We start from the raw sequence: 18,161 nt of genomic DNA, 5'->3' as shown, positions 1-18,161 counted from the left end.
ATGCCAATCTGCAACGCGCACCTCTGCAAGTTTCCGATGCGCCCGTCTGCAAACCCAAGTTGGTTCTGAATCGTGGAGTTGCAAACCTTTATCCGAACTTGAAGAGAACGCCGAAACCGCCTCTCGGATAGTTCCACTCGATATCTCCACTTGCCTCGCAGAGTACGCGGCACGTGCCGCACTCCATGCACCCGTCGGCGATAACCTCCACTTGGCCCTGGTCATTCAATTCGTAGCACTTGGCCGGACAGACACTTGTGAGGGCATACAGATTTACGCTTGGCCAATCGTGTGGACGCACCCTAATATGCGGGCGTCCGGCATCGACCACGTATCGATTTTGGTAAAGCTTGTCCTCTACGCGTATGTTCGTCACTGCAACCGTCATCTCATCTCTCCTTTATCGCCACGCGCGCGCCAAGCGAACCGCGTCACCAAACAGCCCCCAGCGGGAGCGTGCCTTGATGAAGGTGCCCGTGGTCGCCCGTTCCTTGTCGATCTTCGGGGTGCCATCGACTCGCACAAAGTTCTGTGCGGCCTGCGACAGCAACCTTGGATAAGTCGTGAAGAAATTGCGGGAATTGGTGTGCAACAGGGCAGGCATGTCCTTGTATTTCCGCAAGTCTTTGATAACGAACGACTTTTCAAGCATCGACTTGTAAAGGGAGAGGTTCTCCTTGACCATCGGCTTTTTGCGATTCTTGATCTGGACGATTGCTTCGCCGGCGATGCGCCCCGACGTCATGGCGAGGTTGGACCCCTCGCGGTGCACCGCATTATTAAGTTGTGCCGCGTCGCCGACGACGACCCAGCCGTCACCAAAAAGCTGCGGAATTGCCTTGTAACCACCTTCTGGAATGAGATGCGCCGCATATTCCTTGACTTCCGCTCCTGCGATCAGCGGCTTTACCGACGGATGGCTTTTGAATTTTTCGAGCAGATCATAAGGACTTTCCATTGTTGCCGCGAATTCGGAGACAAGGCAGCCAATGCCGATCGAGATCGATTCTCTGTTGGTGTAGAGGAAGGCAAGCCCGGCCATGTTGCGAGAGATCGTGCCAACTGCCTCGATGACGCAGCCTTCATTGGCCTTGAGGCCGAACCGCTGGTCAATTACCTCTTCGGCCAGGAAATGCATTTCCTTGACGGCGAGCGCGACAGTTTCCGGTTTTGGCGTGTCACGCAATCCAGCACGCGTGCCGAGCAGCCCATTGACGCCCTCTGCGAGAACGACCACGTCAGCAAGAATCACGTCGCCGGCGCGGTCGGTGCGAACGCCAATCACCTTGCCCTTTGGATCACGAACGAGTTCCGTCACGGTCGTCTCGCATAGAAGCGTCGCTCCGGCCTCGCGCACCTTGCGTGAAAACCATTTGTCGAATTGGGCGCGAATGACCGTGTAGCGATTGTGTCTCGACTCGTTGAAGTCGTCCGACCGGTATTGCATACCGATGTGGGACGAGTCGTCCATCATCCAGAAGCGCTGCTCGACTAAGTGCCGCTCCAGAGGCGCATCATCCCGGAAATCCGGCAGGATTTTCTCCAGCATGTCCGCGTACATGATGGCGCCCTGCACATTCTTGGAGCCCGGATACTCGCCACGCTCCAACTGCAGCACCTTCATGCCGCGGTTCGACATCGTGTAAGCAGCTGCGTTTCCGGCCATGCCGGCCCCGATAACTATGGCGTCGAAGTTTTCCTCAGTCATGGGGCGCCCTCAGTTTGCAAGCTTATCGCGACTGTGCGGCGACAGTCGATGGGTGAAGAGTTCCGTTAATGACGGCAGTAAACGGATCGCATCGGTGACGACGCCGAGGTGGGCGAAATCAAAAATCGGCGCGTTAGGATCGGTGTTAATGGCTAAAATAAGATCAGCTCCCTCGACGCCAACGCGATGCTGGATGGCGCCGGAAATGCCGGCTGCTATGTAAAGCTTCGGCCGGATAGTTTTGCCAGTTTGGCCGATCTGCCGATCAGCAGGCATCCAGCCCTTTTGGACGAGGGGGCGCGAACAGCCATAATCGGCCCCGATCGTCCGCGCGAGTTTCTTCATAAGCTTCACGTTCTCCACCGCGCCGAGACCGAGGCCTCCAGCAACCACGACGTCCGCATAGGCGAGATTCGCCGTCGCCGACTGGCCATCGGACAAGAAACCGAGGACCTTAGTGACGATCTCTTCCTCGATCATCGACACTTTGTGTTGAATGACGCGTCCGATCTTATTATTCCCGCGCGGAGGCATGGCCATGACCCTCGGCCGGACCGTTGCCATCTGCGGCCGGCAGTTGAGCGTGTAGATCGTGCAAAGCAAGGAGCCGCCGAAAGTCGGCCGGGTCGCCGCAAGCGAGCCGTCCGCATCCACATCAAGTTCGGTGCAATCCGCCGTGAGCCCTGTCAACAAGGTCGTCGCCACGGAACCGGCAAGGTCGCGCCCGAGCGTCGTTGCCCCTAAAAGAAGGATTTCCGGTTTGTAGTTAGTAACCAGATCCGTCAATGCTTTGGTGAAAGGCTCATTTCGGTAGTCGGCGAGCAGTGGGGCCTCGACGATGTAGGCCAGGTCGGCGCCATAAGCAAAAGCCTCGGCGATGGCAAACCACGTGGCCTCTCCCGGTGGTCCGAGAACGACGCCGGCAAGCTGGACGCCCAGCTTGTCGGCGAGCTTGCGGCCTTCGCCGAGCAGTTCGAAGGAGACGGGATGCACCTGATCGCGCTCCAGCTCGATGAAGACCCAAACGTGCCGATGGTCCTTAAACTGATCGGCCAGCTCTTTCTTCATGGCGGCACGGCCAGCGGCTGGAGGAGGGCTCTCTCGATTCGTGCTCAACATCGTCGCTCCTGCCTTCATTCGCCGTCAAAGGCGAGTTCGCTTTCGAGCGCCGGCTGGCGCAAAAAGATCCCAGCGATCAACTCCTCCGCGAGATCGCGCGGTGTTTTTTCCGCGGTGTCGATCTGCTCCGCCTTTTCCGCCCGCTCAGGAGGGGCAAAGACCCTCTTAACGACGGTTGGCGAGCCACGCAGGCCGCACTTGGCGAGGTCCTCTATGCCAGCGTCGGCCGCATTCCACTTCACGATCTGGCTGCGCGCGGCCCGTAGCGCGTCATCGAGCGAGCCGCGGCGGATTTCGTTTGTGCCTTCGAGCATTGTAATTAGGCAAGGGAGCTTGCTCATCAGCGTCTGCGTGCCCCCTTCCGAGCGGCGCTCCACCGTAATCTCGCGCCCATTGATGTCGACAGAGACGATTTTGGCAACGTAGGTGAGCTGCAGGAGGTCGAGGCGCTTGGCGATGCCAGGCCCAACCTGGGCGGTATCGCCGTCGATGGTCTGTTTGCCCGTAAAGACGATATCGGGCGTACCGAAGGCCTCTCCGATCTTCGCGATGGCTCGCGAAAGAGCAAACGAGGTCGCCAGAGTGTCGGAGCCGGCAAAATGACGGTCGGTCAAGAGTACGGCGCGGTCGGCGCCGTAGGTGAGCGCCTTGCGCAACGCGTCCTCTGCCATGGGCGGCCCCATGGTGAGCACGGTCACCTCGCCGCCATGGCGGTCGCGCAACTGGAGCGCCTCTTCAAGGGCGAACAGATCATAGGGGTTGATGATGGTTGGCACCCCCTGACGCATGATTGTGTTCGTCACCGGATGCACTCGTATTTGTGCGGAGTCCGGTACTTGTTTGATACAGATAACTATGTGCATGGCGGTTTCTTACTCCCTCCCTCTATGGGTGGCGGGCTTGTCAGTACACATGCTTGCCTGCATCATTCGTGCCAACCGTTTGGCGTTCTCTATCACATTGAAATGGCTTCGATTCCGACGTTGCTAGCATATGACTGAATTGTAAGCTTCCCGACATTTGTCGCAACCGTGCTCATTTCTTTTCGAACGGCTTCAGGAAAGAGTCTAACGGGACAACGGTGCGGCCGGGTGTGACAGGTCTGTTCGGATTGTGGTCCTTGAGCACCTTGAAGACCCGGTGCGAGAGCGGCGCGGAGGTCGCGAAATCACAGTAGGCCCTTTCCAGTATGGCACGGGCACGAGCAGCGATTACCCGGTCTGGGAGATGGGAGAAGTCCTCTGCCGCGAGGTATTGGCCCATACGCTTCATGATATGGAGTCGTGAGACATCGAGAACCTTCGGGTCATAGGGGACCCCTAGGGCTGCGAAGAACTCCTCCGCAGCCGAGAGAGATTTCAGCCGATTGAGGATGTCTTTGACATCGACGGGACTGCTGTCAGCGGAGCAACGGCACATAAGATTCCCCCTGGTCGTGAGCGGTGATCGCGAGATCGTTCTCCCGTAGCTTAAGCTGCAACGTACGGAATGCGTGGTTCGACGCGGCTAGGCGCAAGGCAGTCGCGTTGCAACTGGAGTCGGCATAGGCTGGTGGTCGGATGCGATTCACCGATGGTGTCGAGAGATTGATTAAGATGATATGGCGCTGGGCCCCCTCCATGAACACGCATGGGCGGTGAACCGGCGATCTATGTGACTGAGAGCCCCGGCTTTTACCTGATCGTTCATACGATGCCGGTGCCGTCATGCAGGTCGTATCGGTGAAAAGGAATTGCCGTTTCATGAGCGTGCCTGCTCCTACTCCCCAGAACGAACCCGGCTGCTCGTGTCGGCCACGTGGCCGGAACGGGATTGGCTCCGGAGCCTTTCAACGATGCCCGGTAAAACTTCGAGCACCCGGTCGACATCCTCGTCACAGTTATCGCGCGAGAACGAGAAGCGGATTGTTCCGTGCGCCATAGCATGAGGGATATCCATTGCCCTCAAGACATGGCTCGGCTCCAGCGAACCGGAGGAGCAAGCAGAGCCGGAAGAGCAGGCGATGCCATAGCGGTTGAGAAGAAGGAGCATACTGTCTCCTTCGACACGTTGAAAGGCGATGTTCGCCGTGTTCGGCAACCTCTTAAGCCTATCGCCGGTTACGAAGGCGCCTGGAACACGCTGGACAATGCCGTTCTCCAATCGATCTCGGAGCGACTTTATTCGGGTCCTCTCGTCGTCTATTGATTTCAGGGCGAGTTCGGCGGCCTTGCCTAGACCGACAATCCCGGCCGTATTTTCTGTCCCCGCGCGTCGGTCGCGCTCCTGATGACCTCCCTTGATCAGTGAGGAGAAAGATAAGCCCCGCCTAAGATAGAGTGCACCGATGCCTTTTGGTCCATGGAATTTGTGTCCGGACAACGAAAGCATGTCGATTGCAGTAGGTTGGAGGTCCATTGGAACCTTGCCGACCGCCTGGACCGCGTCGGTGTGGAAAAGTGCACCGATTCTCTTGGCCATCTGGGCAAGCTTAGCGACCGGGAAAATGGTTCCCGTCTCGTTGTTCGCCCACATGATCGAAGCAATCGCTACACGATGAGTGAGGGCGGTCTCATAGGCGTCAAGATCGAGACGTCCATGTCGATCCACTGGGATCCTGTGTACCTTAATGCCGCGCGTCTTCTCCAGATGGCCGCAGAGTGTCAGCACCGCTGAATGCTCGACTGCGGAAGTCACGATCTCTGTGCGCTCAGGCATCACCTCCAGCGCCGAAAGGATCGCCGCATTGTCGCTTTCCGTCCCCCCCGAGGTGAACACGATCTCATGATCGAACTCGGCGCCGATCAGCGCTTGCAATTGCCGGCGCGCCTTCCTCACCGCCTCGCGGATGGAGGAGCCAAAAGCGTGCGTCGACGAAGGGTTTCCAAACTGATCCGCAAAGAACGGCAGCATGGCTTCAACCACTTCAGGATCGACTCTGGTCGTTGCATTATTGTCGAGATAGATCGCTCTCATGGGTGGATCTCGACTGAGGGGAAGCGGTGACAATGCTGCGGCGTCTTGCACATGCTGTTGTTTGCTAGCCTCGGGCAAGCAGCGCGGGGTGGAGTCGTGCGATGGCGCGTCACGCGATCTTGTTGGCATCGATAACGTCGCATCGCCGCCATCAGCAGGAAGGGAAGAACGTTGTGCGCTCGCGCCTTTTCCAACGGTTGGATTCGCCGCGGCTGCTTAACTAGATGGCTCGCCAGCTTAGCTTGTCGCTGAGAACTGAACTGTTGCAGGCTGCGGCGATTTTTAGACCCTGTCCTACGCGATTGCCGGCTACAACATCGATTTCGACCCTGCCAATTTCTCCAGGCCTCAGATTTCTGTTGTGACGGTCTGATCGTCCTCCTCTGCCGGAGCGAGGCTTTCGACGACCAGTACTGTATAAACCGCTGACACGTCTTCGACGGCTTGAACGAGTGTCGTCCGTCTACTGCCAGATCTAGCGAAGTGAGCGACTTGGTCATAAAATCAAGCCTCTTGACACGCACGCGTCTTCGCTCACCTTTCCTCGGCGCGGAACTGCTTGCAGAGGGGGCGTCTCCTTTGGAATCCTGGCCCGGATGCCCGCCAAAATATTTTGCTGCCTCAGGATAATCCGTTGATGAGCAGACCTTTTTCTCCGGCAGCAAACCGCTTAAAAAGCCTGCTGTCTCCTGACGGACGGTTTGAGGCGCTTCGGCGGGCTTTAGGGTTATGAGTTCGGCCAGCGCTGGCGAGAAGGCGGTCGCTGGGTTGGAACGCAAGGACGACGGCGTCACCAGAAACGCTTCCACCGTTGGATCGACTCCAATTATCAATTCAGGCCCTCTACTGTAGGAAACTGCCCCGGTCTCGCTGAGGGGATTTTCCTGCACGCCGTCGTTCTCCGGATTGAAAAAGGAAACCATGACCTTTTCGCAATAATTCCGCATGGCTCTCTCGCTTTCTCGGTGATCAGCCGAAGGATTTGCCGCAAGTGCAGTTCTGGTGCGCATTGGGATTGTCGAAGACAAAACCGGAGGTTTCTGGTCCCGTCACGAAGTCGATCGTCATGCCGTTGATGTGTGCTTGGGAGTCTGCGTCAACGAACACCTTGACCCCATTTGTTTCGATCACCGCGTCGCCCTGGCCCTGGACGCTTTCTAGCCCCACCAGGTATTTGTAGCCGGCGCATCCACCTGCCTCGACCGCGATGCGAAAGCCTTCCGCCTGCTCGGCTCGGGAAAGCGTTACGTTCATGATGGCGGCGGCATTCTCTGTGAGCTTGATCATGGGATGATTCCTTTTTGTTCGATGGCGCATTTTCGGATTACCGTGCATGCGTCGTGCCAAGCGGTGAGGAAGGCCAAGAGTTCGATCAGCCCGCGTGTTGTATTCCTGCGTCGTCGAACATCGGAGATCTCGAAAGCGCGCCAACTCCAGAACGTCTGCCCGCGTATCTCCGTCTATCATTTTCGGTTGAGGCTCTCGTTGCCGCCGCACCGAAATCCCAGCGGTTCGGCGAAAATGAATGGGAGGCGACAACTGCTTCTAGATTTGTCGCTTGCGCGACATAAAAATTCTGCACGAGTTTCGTGATTAACCGCTTAGCCCCTAAGCGCTTGGGCTATGGAACAGACATCTAATCTTTTCTAGCGTCAGCGGGAGACCCCCCGGCTTTGCCGGGGAGGCAGTAGCAGTTTGACAGTTCCGGCAGTCCATCGATGAAGGTTTGCAGTGTCGCCACCACGCAGACACAAGGACCAACACCGATGGACGCTTATGAAAGCCTAAGCCACAGCGTATTTGAGTGCAAATATCACGTTGTGTTCATACCGAAATACCGGCGCAAGACGCTCTATGGAACATTGAGGCCGCACCTTGGAAAGGTATTCCGCCAACTTGCGCAGCAGAAGGAGTGCCGAGTTGAGGAAGGGCACCTGATGCCTGACCACGTGCACATGCTTTTGTCGATCCCGCCGAAATATGCGGTGAGCCAGGTTGTTGGCTACATGAAGGGCAAGAGTGCGATCCACCTTGCCAGGACCTATGCCGAGCGTAAACGAAACCACGCTGGGCAGCACTTTTGGGCGCGGGGCTATTTTGTCTCGACCGTTGGGAGAGACGAGGAAGCGATCAGGCAATACATTCGCAACCAGGAGAAAGAGGATTTGAGGCTGGAGCAACTTGAAATGTGGAAATGATCCGCCTTTAGGCGGTTCCAGCCCGTCGGGACGCAATTGCGTCCCGCTCAAGCCGCTTTGAGCGGCTCATATACTAAAGCCCCCGGCTTTGCCGGGGGATATTTACAACGTCAGCTTAAGCGGCCGGAACAACTTTTGAAGCTCCCGTGACGAGGCTGCGGTCGCCAGCCCATATGAAGTCGATCCTCCATGGAGAGGAGCACAATGTCACATGTGCCTCAGTTCCGCGGTTTTTGGGAAAAGGGCATCACCTACGGTACAAAGGACTTATCCCTCCGCGGCCGCCAGTACAAACCGTTTCTCCCGCCGGCGTTGCGCGGACGAGGGGATGTTCATCGCCTCGCGATATTTGGCGACTGTGCGGCGAGCAATGTCGACGCCTGTTTCCTTGAGCCTGGCAACGATGCCATCGTCGGACAGCACATCATGGAGCGTCTCTGCGGCAATAAGTGCCCTTATCTGATGGCGCACAGCTTCGGCCGAGTGCGCGTCACCGCCTTGTGAGGACGGGATCGCGACGGTGAAAAAATACTTGAGCTCGAACACGCCGCGGGGCGTGAGAATGTATTTGTTCGACGTTACCCGACTTACAGTGGACTCGTGCATGTCGATCGCGTCAGCGATGGTCTTAAGATTGAGTGGGCGAAGATGAGCAATGCCATCTTCCAAAAAGACATCCTGGTGGCGCACGATTTCGGTCGCCACCTTAAGGATCGTCGTGGCGCGCTGATCGAGACTCCGAACCAACCAGCTCGCGTTTTGGAAGCATTTGTTGAGGAATGACTGATCTTTCGAGCTTTGGGCGGTTAGGCGAGTAACTTGCGCAAAATAGGTTTGGTTGATCAGTACCTTGGGCAAAATCTCCCGATTAAGCTCGACGTGCCATCCGCCTCCCGGCGAGGGTAGGACGAAGACGTCGGGTATTATGGATTCCGACCTCGCGGACTGGAACTGGTTTCCAGGCTTTGGGTCAAGTGCACGGATTTCGTTCAACATATCGAGAAGGTCGTCTTCATCGACCCGGCAACGTCGCTTCAGTGCTCGAAAATCGCGTCGCGCAAGCAACTCGAGATTTGCGACCAGAGCTGCCATGGCCGGGTCGAACCGGTCTCGTTGGCGCAACTGAATCTCGAGGCATTCGCCCAGACTTCGCGCAAATATGCCCGGCGGGTCAAATAGCTGCAAAGCCTCAAGAACCCGCTTCACTCCAGCCTCAGGGCTATTTAGCCTCTCTGCTAGCTCCAGAAGGTTCACTTGCAGATACCCAGTGTCATCCAGATGGTCGGCAAGCGCGCCAGCAATCAGCCGCTCCTGGGGTGTGAAGGCAGTGAGGGCGATCTGATGGGCGACATGTTCGTGCAATGTCTCAGTTGAGGCGGCGAACTCATCCAGGGAAGGCCTTTCCCCCGGCGAAAGGTTGCCTGTGTCACGGATTGATTTCCAGGGACTAGACAGCTCAGGCATGTCCGTCCTGGCCGGTCCATCAACGTGGTCTTCGCGTGCGCTGATATTTGGATCATCTGCCGCAGTTGGCGATACGCCAGGAGCCCCGCCGTCATTCGACGCCAGGTCGAGAAATGGGTTCTTCTCGATTTCCTGTTCCACGAACTGATTCAGTTCGGTGTGCGCCAGCTGCAGCAAGCGAATAGACGCGATGAGCTGGGGCGTAATAACCAGCGATTGCTGCTGACGCTGATGAAGGCTTGTAAAGGACTTCATGGTTCGAGCAAAACTCCTATCGTTCGGCGCAGGTGTGCACGACAAGTCGTAGCTCCTGGTCGTTGGCTTCAATGCTCATGCGAAGGCTGGGGCCTTAAGGCATTTCAAAATGTTTTGCGGCGAAGAAACGCCATACGGATCGGTTGCGCAGTTGTCGCCAAAGCCTTCTTCCTCGAACCACCCCTCCACGACGCCATTATTGATCACGGCAGCGTAGCGCCAGGAGCGCAGACCGAAACCGAGATTGTCCTTGGCGACGAGCATACCCATTTTGCGAGTGAATTCTCCCGAACCGTCCGGGATAAGCTTGACATTTTTCAACCCCTGAGACTTGCCCCAAGCATTCATGACGAAGGCATCGTTGACGGAGAGACAGTAGATGTCGTCAATGCCATTCTTCTTAAACTCGACATAAAGACTTTCGAAATCAGGCAGTTGGAATGTGGAGCAGATTGGCGTGAAGGCGCCCGGCAGCGAAAAAAGGATTACCCGCTTACCGCTGAAATAGTCGTCGGTCGTCTTGTCTTCCCAGCGGTAGGGGTTGGGACCGGATATAGACTCGTCGCGAACCCGCGTGCGAAAGGTGACAATAGGGACCTGCTTTTCCATGGTCATCAATGAAGCTCCTCTAGGAAAATTTATTTGCGGCCTCTCAGTCACGGCTAACACGAATCCGACCTCGGCCCACACGCCGGGGCATGCAAGCGTCATGCCATTTGGCCTGAAGGAGATGGACTTGCGGTCAGCACAGGGCCTTCGTCGCCGCACTCGTGCGCTGCTTGTGCGGGCGAGCGAATTGTGAAGCCGTTGTGCCGCGCTGACCGGGCGCTGTTTCGGCTACTTCCGACCGCATCTCGATCAAGGTTTCTCTGCCGCCGTTTAGAACCTTAGCATGCTGCCCGCCAGTCCGGTTGCGGCGGGAAGGCGCGGGTCACAGGGTTTGAGGTTCTGCTCGTGCGTATGTCTACCCGCGCACGTTTTCTTGTTTGAAACTGCACAAGAAAGTTTGAGGTCCGACAAAAAGGGGGCGCCAGGCTCGGACCGCGCATCGAAAAATGGTGAAACGCAAACATAATTTCGTCACAGAAGACGACGATGATGGATATCCGCAGGTTGGGGGCGTGAAGAGCTCGCAGCCGCCAATATCGATCGGCTGATGCCGACCGGCACCCGGGTCGCGCTATGTAGCCTTTGGCCTACGAGCATTTGTTGCTCGGCTGACGTCGCCGCGGAGCTGATATTTTGTTCCTCTCACCGCTCAGCTCGCTGGCGACGTGCTGGGCGCCCGGCGCCGATGGCGACGCCACCCACCTGCCCGGCGGCTCCCGAGCTGCAAGCCGGCGGCTCCGGGACTAGAAGTTTTCTCGCCCGGAATGCTCGATTGGTAGCGCCCGACACGTCCGTCTGCATCCCGACAATGCCGCCTAGTTCTTTACGCTGGCGCGCCAGGCCGGCCTTTCCAATACGCGGGTGGTAATTACCCGCTGATTTTCTTTGCGAGCGCATCCATGTCGGGCACGGTGATATGCCGGATGTTCTCGATGCGGATGACGCCCTCTTTGCGAAGCCGGGTCAACTGGCGGCTGACGGTTTCGATAGTCAGCCCGAGAAAGTCGGCAATCTCGGCACGCGATAGCGGCAGATCGAAGGCAGTGCTCGTCGCCGTCTCGGCGTGGGCGGCAATGAGGTGGAGCAGGCTTGCGACCTTCTCCTCGGCGGTCCGCCGGCCGAGCGTCAGCATCCATTCGCGCGCGGCATCCAGCTCGTTCAACGCCTGAGCGTGCAGGCTAAGCTGCAATTCCCTAGTCTCCAATATCATGCGTTCGAGCAAATTGCGGGGGAACACGCAGATCTCCGCATCGGTCGCGGCCTCGGCCGACAGCGTGCTTTCGCGCACGAAGGGCCGGCCGACGAAATCGGGGGCGAATTGCAGGCCAACGATCTGCTGGCGCCCGTCCGACATCACCTTGCAGAGCTTCACCACGCCGCGCGTGATGTTCGAATAGAAAGAGTTTTCCGATCCTTGTGCAATGATCTCGCAGCCTGCGTCGACCTTGCGGCGCAGCGAGTGGCGGCCAAGTTCGCTAAGCTGGCCAGCCGACAAGGCGCCGCAAACGACGCCGTGCCGCGCCTGGCAGGAACGGCAAGCAACGGAAGTGCCAATCACGAGAACCTGACTGCGTGCGACGTCCATGTCCTGATACCTTCGAAAACCGCCTACGCCGGACATGCCCGAGACGACTACGCGGCCGTTGCGACTTCGGCTATCCCTATTTCTTCCAGCGCGTCTTTGATGGCTATCAATTTCATCGGGATTGCGATTTGATCCAGATCAAATCTTCGTACCCACGCTCTTGCCGTGCCAGCAGGGCAGTTTGTGGATTTGTTTCGGACGGCATTTTCGGCCCGCCGCTTGAGCGGGCTTTCTGCGGCCATCGCCTTCCGTCTCGGCGGACGGCAGGCCACCATATCCATTGCTGTCAGGCAACACCCAATCGGCAGATTGCCGCCGCGATGACTCTTAGGGTGGTGTCGTCGGGCTGGTAGAACTGACATTCAGGACAAAGGAGTTGCACGCTTCGAGCTGTTCCCGGAATTCGACCGCTAGCTCGATGCCACAATTCAAAGCTACCCACCCTCAAGCTATCCCACTGCATCGCAGTACATCAGGACATTCGTTACTCGTCGCGCTGTCTCTGGCCCCCGGCTGTGGTGGCTGGAAAAAGTCGCACCTGAATAGATGGCATCCGGCACCTGATGTCGGGTTTTGTTAGATACGCGACACGGCCCTGATCAGCCAATCTTTGTTCTGCCTCGAGCCAAAGCGCTGAAAGGCAATTGAAAAATTTCTTTCCGGCCAAATCAATCAAGTTGGCATGAACTTTGGAAGTTCTTCTTGCGGGGCGGCAAGGACTGTCGGCCGGTACTCATTTCTTTGGTGACCGCCATGGAGCGGAGGAAATCAATATGCATCTGTGCTCAGAACGCATTTACCGGAAGAGAGGAACCCGTGAAAATCCGATGTCGACCGGAAGGGCGGGCGAGGCATCCAAGAAATTTCGACTTCGGCCAACAAAGCAGCGTGGATTTCGAGCCGCACGGCGATCTGATCGCTGCATCGCATGTCATTGGCGCCTCGCGCTGCTGAGATTGGAAATCTGGCGCTCAACGATTTTGCTCGTTCCCTCTCCGAGGGGAATTCGTTCTCGGCGAAGGGGCTTTGATGACAGGCGAAAAGCAGTGGCTACCATTAGGGTTCCAGAACATGTCCCTCCCGAAATGGTGAAGGACTTCAGCCTGTTCACGTCGCCGGGCATGGAGCGCATGCCAAACGGGGATCCGCACGCAGCTGTCGCTTGCCTCCATAATGGACCGAGAATCTTTTATTCTCTCTGCAATACGCGCGATGGCCGAGGTACCTGGGTCATCGTTCGCGCTCAGGACCAACGCAAATTGCTGCAGGACACCGGAACCTTTTCCAGCCATCGGAGCCTTTTCGCCTCGGCGCTTGGCGAAAACTGGCCGCTAATCCCGCTTGAACTCGACCCCCCGGCTCACAGCGTGTTTCGCTCACTTCTCAATCCGCTGCTTTCGCCCAGGCGGATAATGGAGCTTGAACCGGCGGTCCGTGATCGGGCGATTGCGTTTATTTCCAAGATTTCCGCGTCGAGCACAAGCTGCGACATCTTGACGGACTTCGCCTTTCCTTTTGCGGTTAGTATCTTCCTCCGTTTGCTCGGCTTATCCGATGAGCGCCTCAATACATTCGTGGGCTGGGGGAAGGACCTGCTCGACGGCGACGGCATCAGACGAACCGCAGCCGCCCGAACAATTTTGGCGTTCATCGATGAACTTGCAGCGATGCGCCGCAAAGAATCGGCCGACGATTTCATGACCTTCGTCGTGCAGGCAAAGGTCGACGGCCGCCTGCTGAGAGACCAGGAAATCCATGGAATAGGCGTGCTTCTATTCGTCGCGGGACTGGACACTGTGGCAACGGCGATCTGCTTTGACCTGGCCTATCTCGCGCGCAATCCGACAGAACAGGAATTGCTGCGGAGCAAACCGGATCGAATTGTGCTCGCAGCCGAAGAACTGCTTCGCGCCTATTCGACCGTGCAGATGATCCGTGTGGCGACGAAAGATATCAATTTCGAAGGCGCGCCGATCCGTAAGGGGGACTACATTTCCTGCGCCACGATGATTGCCAATCGTGATCCGGTGGAATTCGAAAATCCGAACACGATCGATTTGGCACGAGAAGACAATCGCCACACCGCTTTTGCGTACGGTCCCCATCGCTGTCTTGGATCACACCTTGCCCGGAGAGAGATCGTCATCGGCCTGGAGGAGTGGCTGTCGCGCATCCCTGACTTCCGTATCAAGGATGGTACGGCGCCCATCACCTATGGGGGCCACGTGTTTGGAATGGAGAATCTGATCCTGGACTGGTCCTGATAATTGAGAGGAGGAAAGACATGGAGTACCGTATGCGCGTCATAGTGCACACTTCCAAATGCCAAGGTCATGCAAGATGCTGGGCCCAAGCGCCCGAAATATTCAATCTTGACGACGAGGGATACATACTGCCCGGTGCAATCGATGTCGAGGAGAGGGACGAACTTTTCGCGTCGCGAGGCGCTCGATCCTGCCCTGAACGTGCGCTGGAGATAGATTGCGTTTCGGATGCGTTGCTCGATCGCCTTTTGTTCAACCAACATTGTGGGGGTTGAAACGCAACGCAACTGGTGCATGACGGCGCCGTCGCTGTCCAAACACCTTACCCGCAGCTCTCCCATTGGTGTCTACTTCTAACGGCAGTTGTTTACATGCATGCCTAAGCAGAGGGAGGGTTTTTCCTTACGTCAGCCGAGCAGTTGAAAGCTGGGTGCGTCACTGGATGGGTAAGCGCCCCGATATCAGATGTGCGACAAGCGATGAAACACAAAAAAAATTACCGAATTGCTCGACCGCGAGGCGCTCCGCGACTGCCTCTATCGGTGTTGCCGCAGGATAGACCGCGCCGATGAAAGGGCGCTGCGCAGTTCCTACTGGCCCGATGCACGTGACAATCACGGGACCTATTCCGGTTCGGCCGAGGGCTTCATCGAGTTCGCCCTTGGTGTCTTCAAGACGGGACCGCGCAACATCCATCAAATCACGAACATTCTGATTGAGTTCAGCAGCCCGGAAAAAGCCGCCGTCGAAAGTTACTTCGCCGCACTGCAACGCGCACCGGACAAGGCCGGAACGCTAAGTCAGGCCCTGATCTGCGGCCGCTATTGCGATCTGTTCCTGAAAAAGGGAGGGGATTGGAGAATTGCCGAACGGACGGTGGTCTATGATCTAGTCGAGGAGCAGATCTTGGCCGCGGCATCCGAGACTGAGCAGTTCGGCCACCGGCAGCCGATCGGAGCATCATGTCCCGATGACCCCGTCTACGCATTTAGGAAGACTGCATTCCTTCAAGAGGATGAAAGTGAGACTTGATCGATCAGGATTCAGCCTCGAGATCGTCAACGTTGGTCAGGGTACTTTTACGTGCGCATGCCGATGGTTTCGGAACTTGAACGCGCGGGCAAGATAGACCTCACCGCGGTGCGCAGCCGGGTGCCAATGGGTCGCGTGGCGCGTCCAGACGAAATTGCCCGAGCGGTGCGCTTTCTCGCCAGCGCGCAAGCGTCTGTGGTGACCGTCGACGGTGGCTGGAGATCGTTTAATAACCGGGGTAGGCGCACCCGGCATGCCCGGGACGCCACGAGCCGAACTCTTCCCTCCTGCCGAGCACTCCACCGCGCGAATTGCGCTTGTCATGGCGGGGCGGACTGCATAGGCGCTGCCGTTGTGCGCCGCTTTGCGGAAAACGGCGACGCGCTTACCAGAACACTGCCGGAGCTGCTCGGAGTTTTCTCCCTCGTCTGCGGTTGATTGGCGCGCATGCGGCGCTGCCGATTTGTTGAAACGCGACGCGATATTGTTCGGGCGCTGTTGATGCAGTTGCATTTAGGCTCCGAGCAAATAGGAAAACTTTTCCTAGGCTCTTTTTGCAGCTGGCACGATTTTTGGATCTACCACATGCCGAGAGATTGAGTTTTGTTTATCAGCAATGGGCGCCGAGTCGACCGTAATGGTGAAGTGGGGCTTCATACGACCGTATGGGCCTCCCGAAGCCGCCTTATACTTCTTGACAAGCTGGAAAATCGCCAGCGATGGGTTGGGCCAAATGAAAGGCTCGAAGAGGAGGAAAAGAGCATGAACGGCGTTATGTTTCGGACCGTCCACCGCGGTCTGCCATTGGCGAAGAAGACGTCAAACTGCAACAAGTGCGACGTGTGTCTGTCCCGGCTGCAAATTCAGGTGCGATGTCGCCCCTCGTACCGAGTGATGTCGCTCGTGCACTACTTTAAGCCGTTATTAAAGCGTTCTCATCAGGTGTTTGTAGCCGACGACGGGAGTATCTGGATCGGGAAGGAATCCCAGAAATCAAGAAAGATCATCCAATCTCCTCCGCCTTGGGTCGCCGGTTTGGTTTCGAAACTGGACGGCGAGCATACACTACCAAGGATACTGAGCGAGCTTAAATCAGAACGGTATGACGTCACCAAATGCGACGTTCACGATTTCGTCTCTGCCCTTGCTAGCTGTGGCCTCATTGAAGAGAGCTGAGCCACTTAAGTTGGAGACTGGGGTCAATCGGGCAATGGTTGCCCCATGTCCGGCCGCGGCGTTGGAACTGGCTAAAAGGGTTTCTCATCAAGGGCGATCACGCAACGAGCGTTCGACGACAAAATGGGGTTTCGATGAAAGAGATCATGCGGAAGATTGTCGAACAGCCCTTTGATGTCGAATTCCAGAACCCAATCGTACTTCCAGCACCGCTGACGCGTTACCCCAACGGCATCCAAAGCCGACTTCATCGGCCTGTAGCCATAGGAGTCTGGCAAGAAGAGCGGCTCTAAATCCGGCTCAATCATCTGCTTGACCACCATCTGCGCGATCCGATCACTGACCGTCGGCACACCCAAAACCCTTTCGCCTCCGGTCTTCTTTGGAATGGAGACGACGCGCACCGGCGGCGGAAAGTAAGCCCCAGCCACCACGGCTCTTTATCGCAGCAGTTCGGACTGGTTTGAGACCCGCTCCTGAAAGCCGATCCCGGAGGGCCATCCTCCATCATTCACGCAGCTTCACGTTACGGGGTTAGCTCATACTGAACTCCTTCCGTGCCTCTGCAGCACACTTTCGTCGATGAAGATCAGCTGTTCTGGATCGAGATTCAGTTGGCCGTCGAACCAGACACGCCGGCGCTTTAGGACATCCGGCTGGTTCCGCAAAGCCAATTTTTTCGCCGATACCAAGCTCGACGAATACCTCAAAGCCCTTCTCTGTGTAGTACCGCACTTCATTCGGCACGATCATAGTGCGGAATTCAGAAGAGTATTTTTCGCGCACGAAAACGATTTGTCTAGACATGTTCCGCCTCGATTTCGGAGAATACTTTCGGTTAAAGCGCTTCCACAATATTTGGATGCGTTATTCTTGTTCCAAGAAGACGCTTGTGCTCGCTAATATCGATCCGGGATGGACGAAATACGTCGCGCAACGCGGTGATACTCGCGTACGGGTCTAGCGAACCACAAAAAAATACGTCTATCGCGACCATGCGTTCTTCGTGCCAGGTATTTACGCAAATGTGCGATTCAGCGAGAATTGCGAAACCCGTGACGCCCCCATCTTCGCTATATTTTCTATAACTCGATTCCAACATCGTTGCGCGGCAGTCATGAACGGCTTGCGCTACCGCCGCCTCAATCGCTTCAGCATTTCCCGTATTTTCTGCATCCCACATATCGATAAAGAGATGGGTTCAGGCGCATACTCGGTCTGAGCTAGGGTAATTTATTCCGCCTTTAGGCGCTCCGTTCAGCATATATATGCTCCGCTTCTTGATCGTGTCCAATGGAGTGGTGTAGCTGGATTTCATAGCCATCGGTGATTTCCGGTAGGGTCGGGTTGCTTAAAGCCAACCTGACACCACCGATGACCGACGACATGATGAACCTGCGCTCACTCGTTGAGAAGAGCGCCGATGCCGATTTGCTGCGCGAGATGATCGGCTTTGCTGCCGAGAAGCTGATGGCGCTGGAGGTCGGCACGAAGACCGGCGCGGGCTATGGCGAGAAGAATGGCTTCCGACTGGCCCAGCGTAACGGCTTTCGCGACCGGGATTGGGAGACACGGGCGGGCACCGTCGAGCTGCGCATTCCCAAGCTTCGCACAGGCAGCTATTTCCCGAGCTTTCTCGAACAACGCCGGATGGCCGAGAAGGCCCTGACGGCGGTCATCGAAGAAGCCAATATCCAAGGCGTTTCGACCCGATCCGTCGATGACCTCGTCAAGGCCATGGGCATGAGCGGCATCTCCAAAAGCCAGGTATCCCGGCTGTGCGTGAGCGTCCGGCG

16 protein-coding genes and 4 pseudogenes are annotated in these 18,161 nt (G+C 56.9%); 8 read left to right on the top strand and 12 right to left on the bottom strand.

Annotated elements, in window-relative coordinates; translation table 11 throughout:
* Positions 1 to 88: 88 nt before the first annotated feature.
* The 7 genes from RHEC894_RS25685 to RHEC894_RS25650 form a co-directional block, all read right to left on the bottom strand.
* Positions 89 to 388, bottom strand: a complete 300-nt coding sequence (locus tag RHEC894_RS25685) for a ferredoxin family protein (RefSeq protein WP_004678523.1) — start codon at positions 386 to 388, stop codon at positions 89 to 91.
* A 12-nt stretch (positions 389 to 400) separates the two neighbouring features.
* The gene (locus tag RHEC894_RS25680) at positions 401 to 1,708 is read right to left on the bottom strand and encodes an FAD-binding protein (RefSeq protein ID WP_085739643.1); all 1,308 of its coding nucleotides are present in this window, start codon (positions 1,706 to 1,708) and stop codon (positions 401 to 403) included.
* Positions 1,709 to 1,717: 9 nt separating this feature from the next.
* Positions 1,718 to 2,827: an electron transfer flavoprotein subunit alpha/FixB family protein gene (locus tag RHEC894_RS25675; RefSeq protein WP_085739699.1), complete on the bottom strand. Its 1,110-nt coding sequence runs from the start codon at positions 2,825 to 2,827 to the stop codon at positions 1,718 to 1,720.
* 14 nt (positions 2,828 to 2,841) lie between these two features.
* A complete protein-coding gene (locus RHEC894_RS25670; protein ID WP_085739642.1) occupies positions 2,842 to 3,690 on the bottom strand; it encodes an electron transfer flavoprotein subunit beta/FixA family protein in 849 nt (282 codons plus the stop codon).
* 172 nt (positions 3,691 to 3,862) lie between these two features.
* Positions 3,863 to 4,246, bottom strand: a complete 384-nt coding sequence (gene nifW / locus RHEC894_RS25665; RefSeq protein WP_008536550.1) for a nitrogenase stabilizing/protective protein NifW — start codon at positions 4,244 to 4,246, stop codon at positions 3,863 to 3,865.
* Positions 4,247 to 4,585: 339 nt separating this feature from the next.
* On the bottom strand, positions 4,586 to 5,782 hold the full coding sequence (gene nifS, locus RHEC894_RS25660; protein WP_010067891.1) for a cysteine desulfurase NifS: 1,197 nt from the start codon (positions 5,780 to 5,782) through the stop codon (positions 4,586 to 4,588).
* Positions 5,783 to 6,751: 969 nt separating this feature from the next.
* The gene (locus tag RHEC894_RS25650; protein WP_009995752.1) at positions 6,752 to 7,069 is read right to left on the bottom strand and encodes an iron-sulfur cluster assembly accessory protein; all 318 of its coding nucleotides are present in this window, start codon (positions 7,067 to 7,069) and stop codon (positions 6,752 to 6,754) included.
* Between the two features lie 479 nt (positions 7,070 to 7,548).
* Here RHEC894_RS25650 and tnpA point away from each other — a divergent pair, with 479 nt between their 5' ends.
* The gene (gene tnpA, locus RHEC894_RS25640; RefSeq protein ID WP_085739698.1) at positions 7,549 to 7,980 is read left to right on the top strand and encodes an IS200/IS605 family transposase; all 432 of its coding nucleotides are present in this window, start codon (positions 7,549 to 7,551) and stop codon (positions 7,978 to 7,980) included.
* A gap of 267 nt (positions 7,981 to 8,247) precedes the next feature.
* On the opposite strand, the gene rpoN is transcribed toward tnpA, so the two are convergent.
* Positions 8,248 to 9,699, bottom strand: coding sequence for an RNA polymerase factor sigma-54 (gene rpoN, locus RHEC894_RS25635; RefSeq protein ID WP_085739640.1), 1,452 nt, complete (start codon positions 9,697 to 9,699; stop codon positions 8,248 to 8,250).
* Positions 9,700 to 9,774: 75 nt separating this feature from the next.
* Complete coding sequence (locus tag RHEC894_RS25630; RefSeq protein WP_010068882.1) at positions 9,775 to 10,314, bottom strand: peroxiredoxin; 540 nt, start codon at positions 10,312 to 10,314, stop codon at positions 9,775 to 9,777.
* 783 nt (positions 10,315 to 11,097) lie between these two features.
* On the opposite strand from RHEC894_RS25630, the pseudogene RHEC894_RS32680 reads away from it, so the two are divergent.
* A pseudogene (locus RHEC894_RS32680) lies at positions 11,098 to 11,187 on the top strand (L,D-transpeptidase); the annotation flags it as partial.
* Here RHEC894_RS32680 and RHEC894_RS25625 read toward each other — a convergent pair.
* Positions 11,177 to 11,893: a Crp/Fnr family transcriptional regulator gene (locus RHEC894_RS25625; protein ID WP_085739639.1), complete on the bottom strand. Its 717-nt coding sequence runs from the start codon at positions 11,891 to 11,893 to the stop codon at positions 11,177 to 11,179. The pseudogene RHEC894_RS32680 and the gene RHEC894_RS25625 sit on opposite strands and share 11 nt — an antisense overlap.
* 1,085 nt (positions 11,894 to 12,978) lie before the next feature.
* Between RHEC894_RS25625 and RHEC894_RS25615 the strand changes: the two genes are divergently transcribed.
* The 5 genes and pseudogenes from RHEC894_RS25615 to RHEC894_RS33955 all read left to right on the top strand — a co-directional run bounded on the left by RHEC894_RS25615 (position 12,979) and on the right by RHEC894_RS33955 (position 16,365).
* Complete coding sequence (locus RHEC894_RS25615; protein ID WP_085739637.1) at positions 12,979 to 14,157, top strand: cytochrome P450; 1,179 nt, start codon at positions 12,979 to 12,981, stop codon at positions 14,155 to 14,157.
* A 20-nt stretch (positions 14,158 to 14,177) separates the two neighbouring features.
* Positions 14,178 to 14,432, top strand: a complete 255-nt coding sequence (locus RHEC894_RS25610; protein WP_004678571.1) for a ferredoxin — start codon at positions 14,178 to 14,180, stop codon at positions 14,430 to 14,432.
* Positions 14,433 to 14,661: 229 nt separating this feature from the next.
* Positions 14,662 to 15,189 (top strand): nuclear transport factor 2 family protein, encoded by a 528-nt coding sequence (locus RHEC894_RS25605; protein ID WP_010066919.1) that lies wholly within the window; start codon positions 14,662 to 14,664, stop codon positions 15,187 to 15,189.
* 48 nt (positions 15,190 to 15,237) lie between these two features.
* Positions 15,238 to 15,576: pseudogene (locus tag RHEC894_RS25600) on the top strand (SDR family oxidoreductase); the annotation flags it as partial.
* 375 nt (positions 15,577 to 15,951) lie between these two features.
* The gene (locus RHEC894_RS33955; protein WP_010068560.1) at positions 15,952 to 16,365 is read left to right on the top strand and encodes a hypothetical protein; all 414 of its coding nucleotides are present in this window, start codon (positions 15,952 to 15,954) and stop codon (positions 16,363 to 16,365) included.
* A gap of 140 nt (positions 16,366 to 16,505) precedes the next feature.
* Here RHEC894_RS33955 and RHEC894_RS25590 read toward each other — a convergent pair.
* Positions 16,506 to 16,793: pseudogene (locus tag RHEC894_RS25590) on the bottom strand (reverse transcriptase domain-containing protein); the annotation flags it as partial.
* Positions 16,794 to 17,203: 410 nt separating this feature from the next.
* Positions 17,204 to 17,554: an adenosylmethionine decarboxylase gene (gene speD / locus RHEC894_RS25585; protein ID WP_281069167.1), complete on the bottom strand. Its 351-nt coding sequence runs from the start codon at positions 17,552 to 17,554 to the stop codon at positions 17,204 to 17,206.
* Positions 17,555 to 17,739: 185 nt separating this feature from the next.
* Here speD and RHEC894_RS25580 point away from each other — a divergent pair.
* Positions 17,740 to 18,147: pseudogene (locus RHEC894_RS25580) on the top strand (transposase); the annotation flags it as partial.
* Between the last annotated feature and the right edge of the window lie 14 nt (positions 18,148 to 18,161).

The organism is Rhizobium sp. CIAT894, assembly GCF_000172795.2.
Classification (GTDB): Bacteria; Pseudomonadota; Alphaproteobacteria; order Rhizobiales; family Rhizobiaceae; genus Rhizobium.
Note: the sequence above shows the minus strand (reverse complement) of the source record. Positions and strands in the feature narration are given on the sequence as shown.

Bases quoted from the DNA above. Each gene is read 5' to 3' on its own strand.
- RHEC894_RS25680 (WP_085739643.1), bottom strand. From the start codon at position 1,708: ATGACTGAGGAAAACTTCGACGCCATAGTTATCGGGGCCGGCATGGCC.
- RHEC894_RS25670 (WP_085739642.1), bottom strand. From the start codon at position 3,690: ATGCACATAGTTATCTGTATCAAACAAGTACCGGACTCCGCACAAATA.
- RHEC894_RS25630 (WP_010068882.1), bottom strand. From the start codon at position 10,314: ATGACCATGGAAAAGCAGGTCCCTATTGTCACCTTTCGCACGCGGGTT.
- tnpA (WP_085739698.1), top strand. From the start codon at position 7,549: ATGGACGCTTATGAAAGCCTAAGCCACAGCGTATTTGAGTGCAAATAT.
- RHEC894_RS25685 (WP_004678523.1), bottom strand. From the start codon at position 388: ATGACGGTTGCAGTGACGAACATACGCGTAGAGGACAAGCTTTACCAA.
- RHEC894_RS33955 (WP_010068560.1), top strand. From the start codon at position 15,952: ATGAACGGCGTTATGTTTCGGACCGTCCACCGCGGTCTGCCATTGGCG.
- RHEC894_RS25610 (WP_004678571.1), top strand. From the start codon at position 14,178: ATGGAGTACCGTATGCGCGTCATAGTGCACACTTCCAAATGCCAAGGT.
- rpoN (WP_085739640.1), bottom strand. From the start codon at position 9,699: ATGAAGTCCTTTACAAGCCTTCATCAGCGTCAGCAGCAATCGCTGGTT.
- RHEC894_RS25625 (WP_085739639.1), bottom strand. From the start codon at position 11,893: ATGGACGTCGCACGCAGTCAGGTTCTCGTGATTGGCACTTCCGTTGCT.
- RHEC894_RS25650 (WP_009995752.1), bottom strand. From the start codon at position 7,069: ATGATCAAGCTCACAGAGAATGCCGCCGCCATCATGAACGTAACGCTT.
- RHEC894_RS25675 (WP_085739699.1), bottom strand. From the start codon at position 2,827: ATGTTGAGCACGAATCGAGAGAGCCCTCCTCCAGCCGCTGGCCGTGCC.
- nifS (WP_010067891.1), bottom strand. From the start codon at position 5,782: ATGAGAGCGATCTATCTCGACAATAATGCAACGACCAGAGTCGATCCT.
- nifW (WP_008536550.1), bottom strand. From the start codon at position 4,246: ATGTGCCGTTGCTCCGCTGACAGCAGTCCCGTCGATGTCAAAGACATC.
- RHEC894_RS25615 (WP_085739637.1), top strand. From the start codon at position 12,979: ATGGTGAAGGACTTCAGCCTGTTCACGTCGCCGGGCATGGAGCGCATG.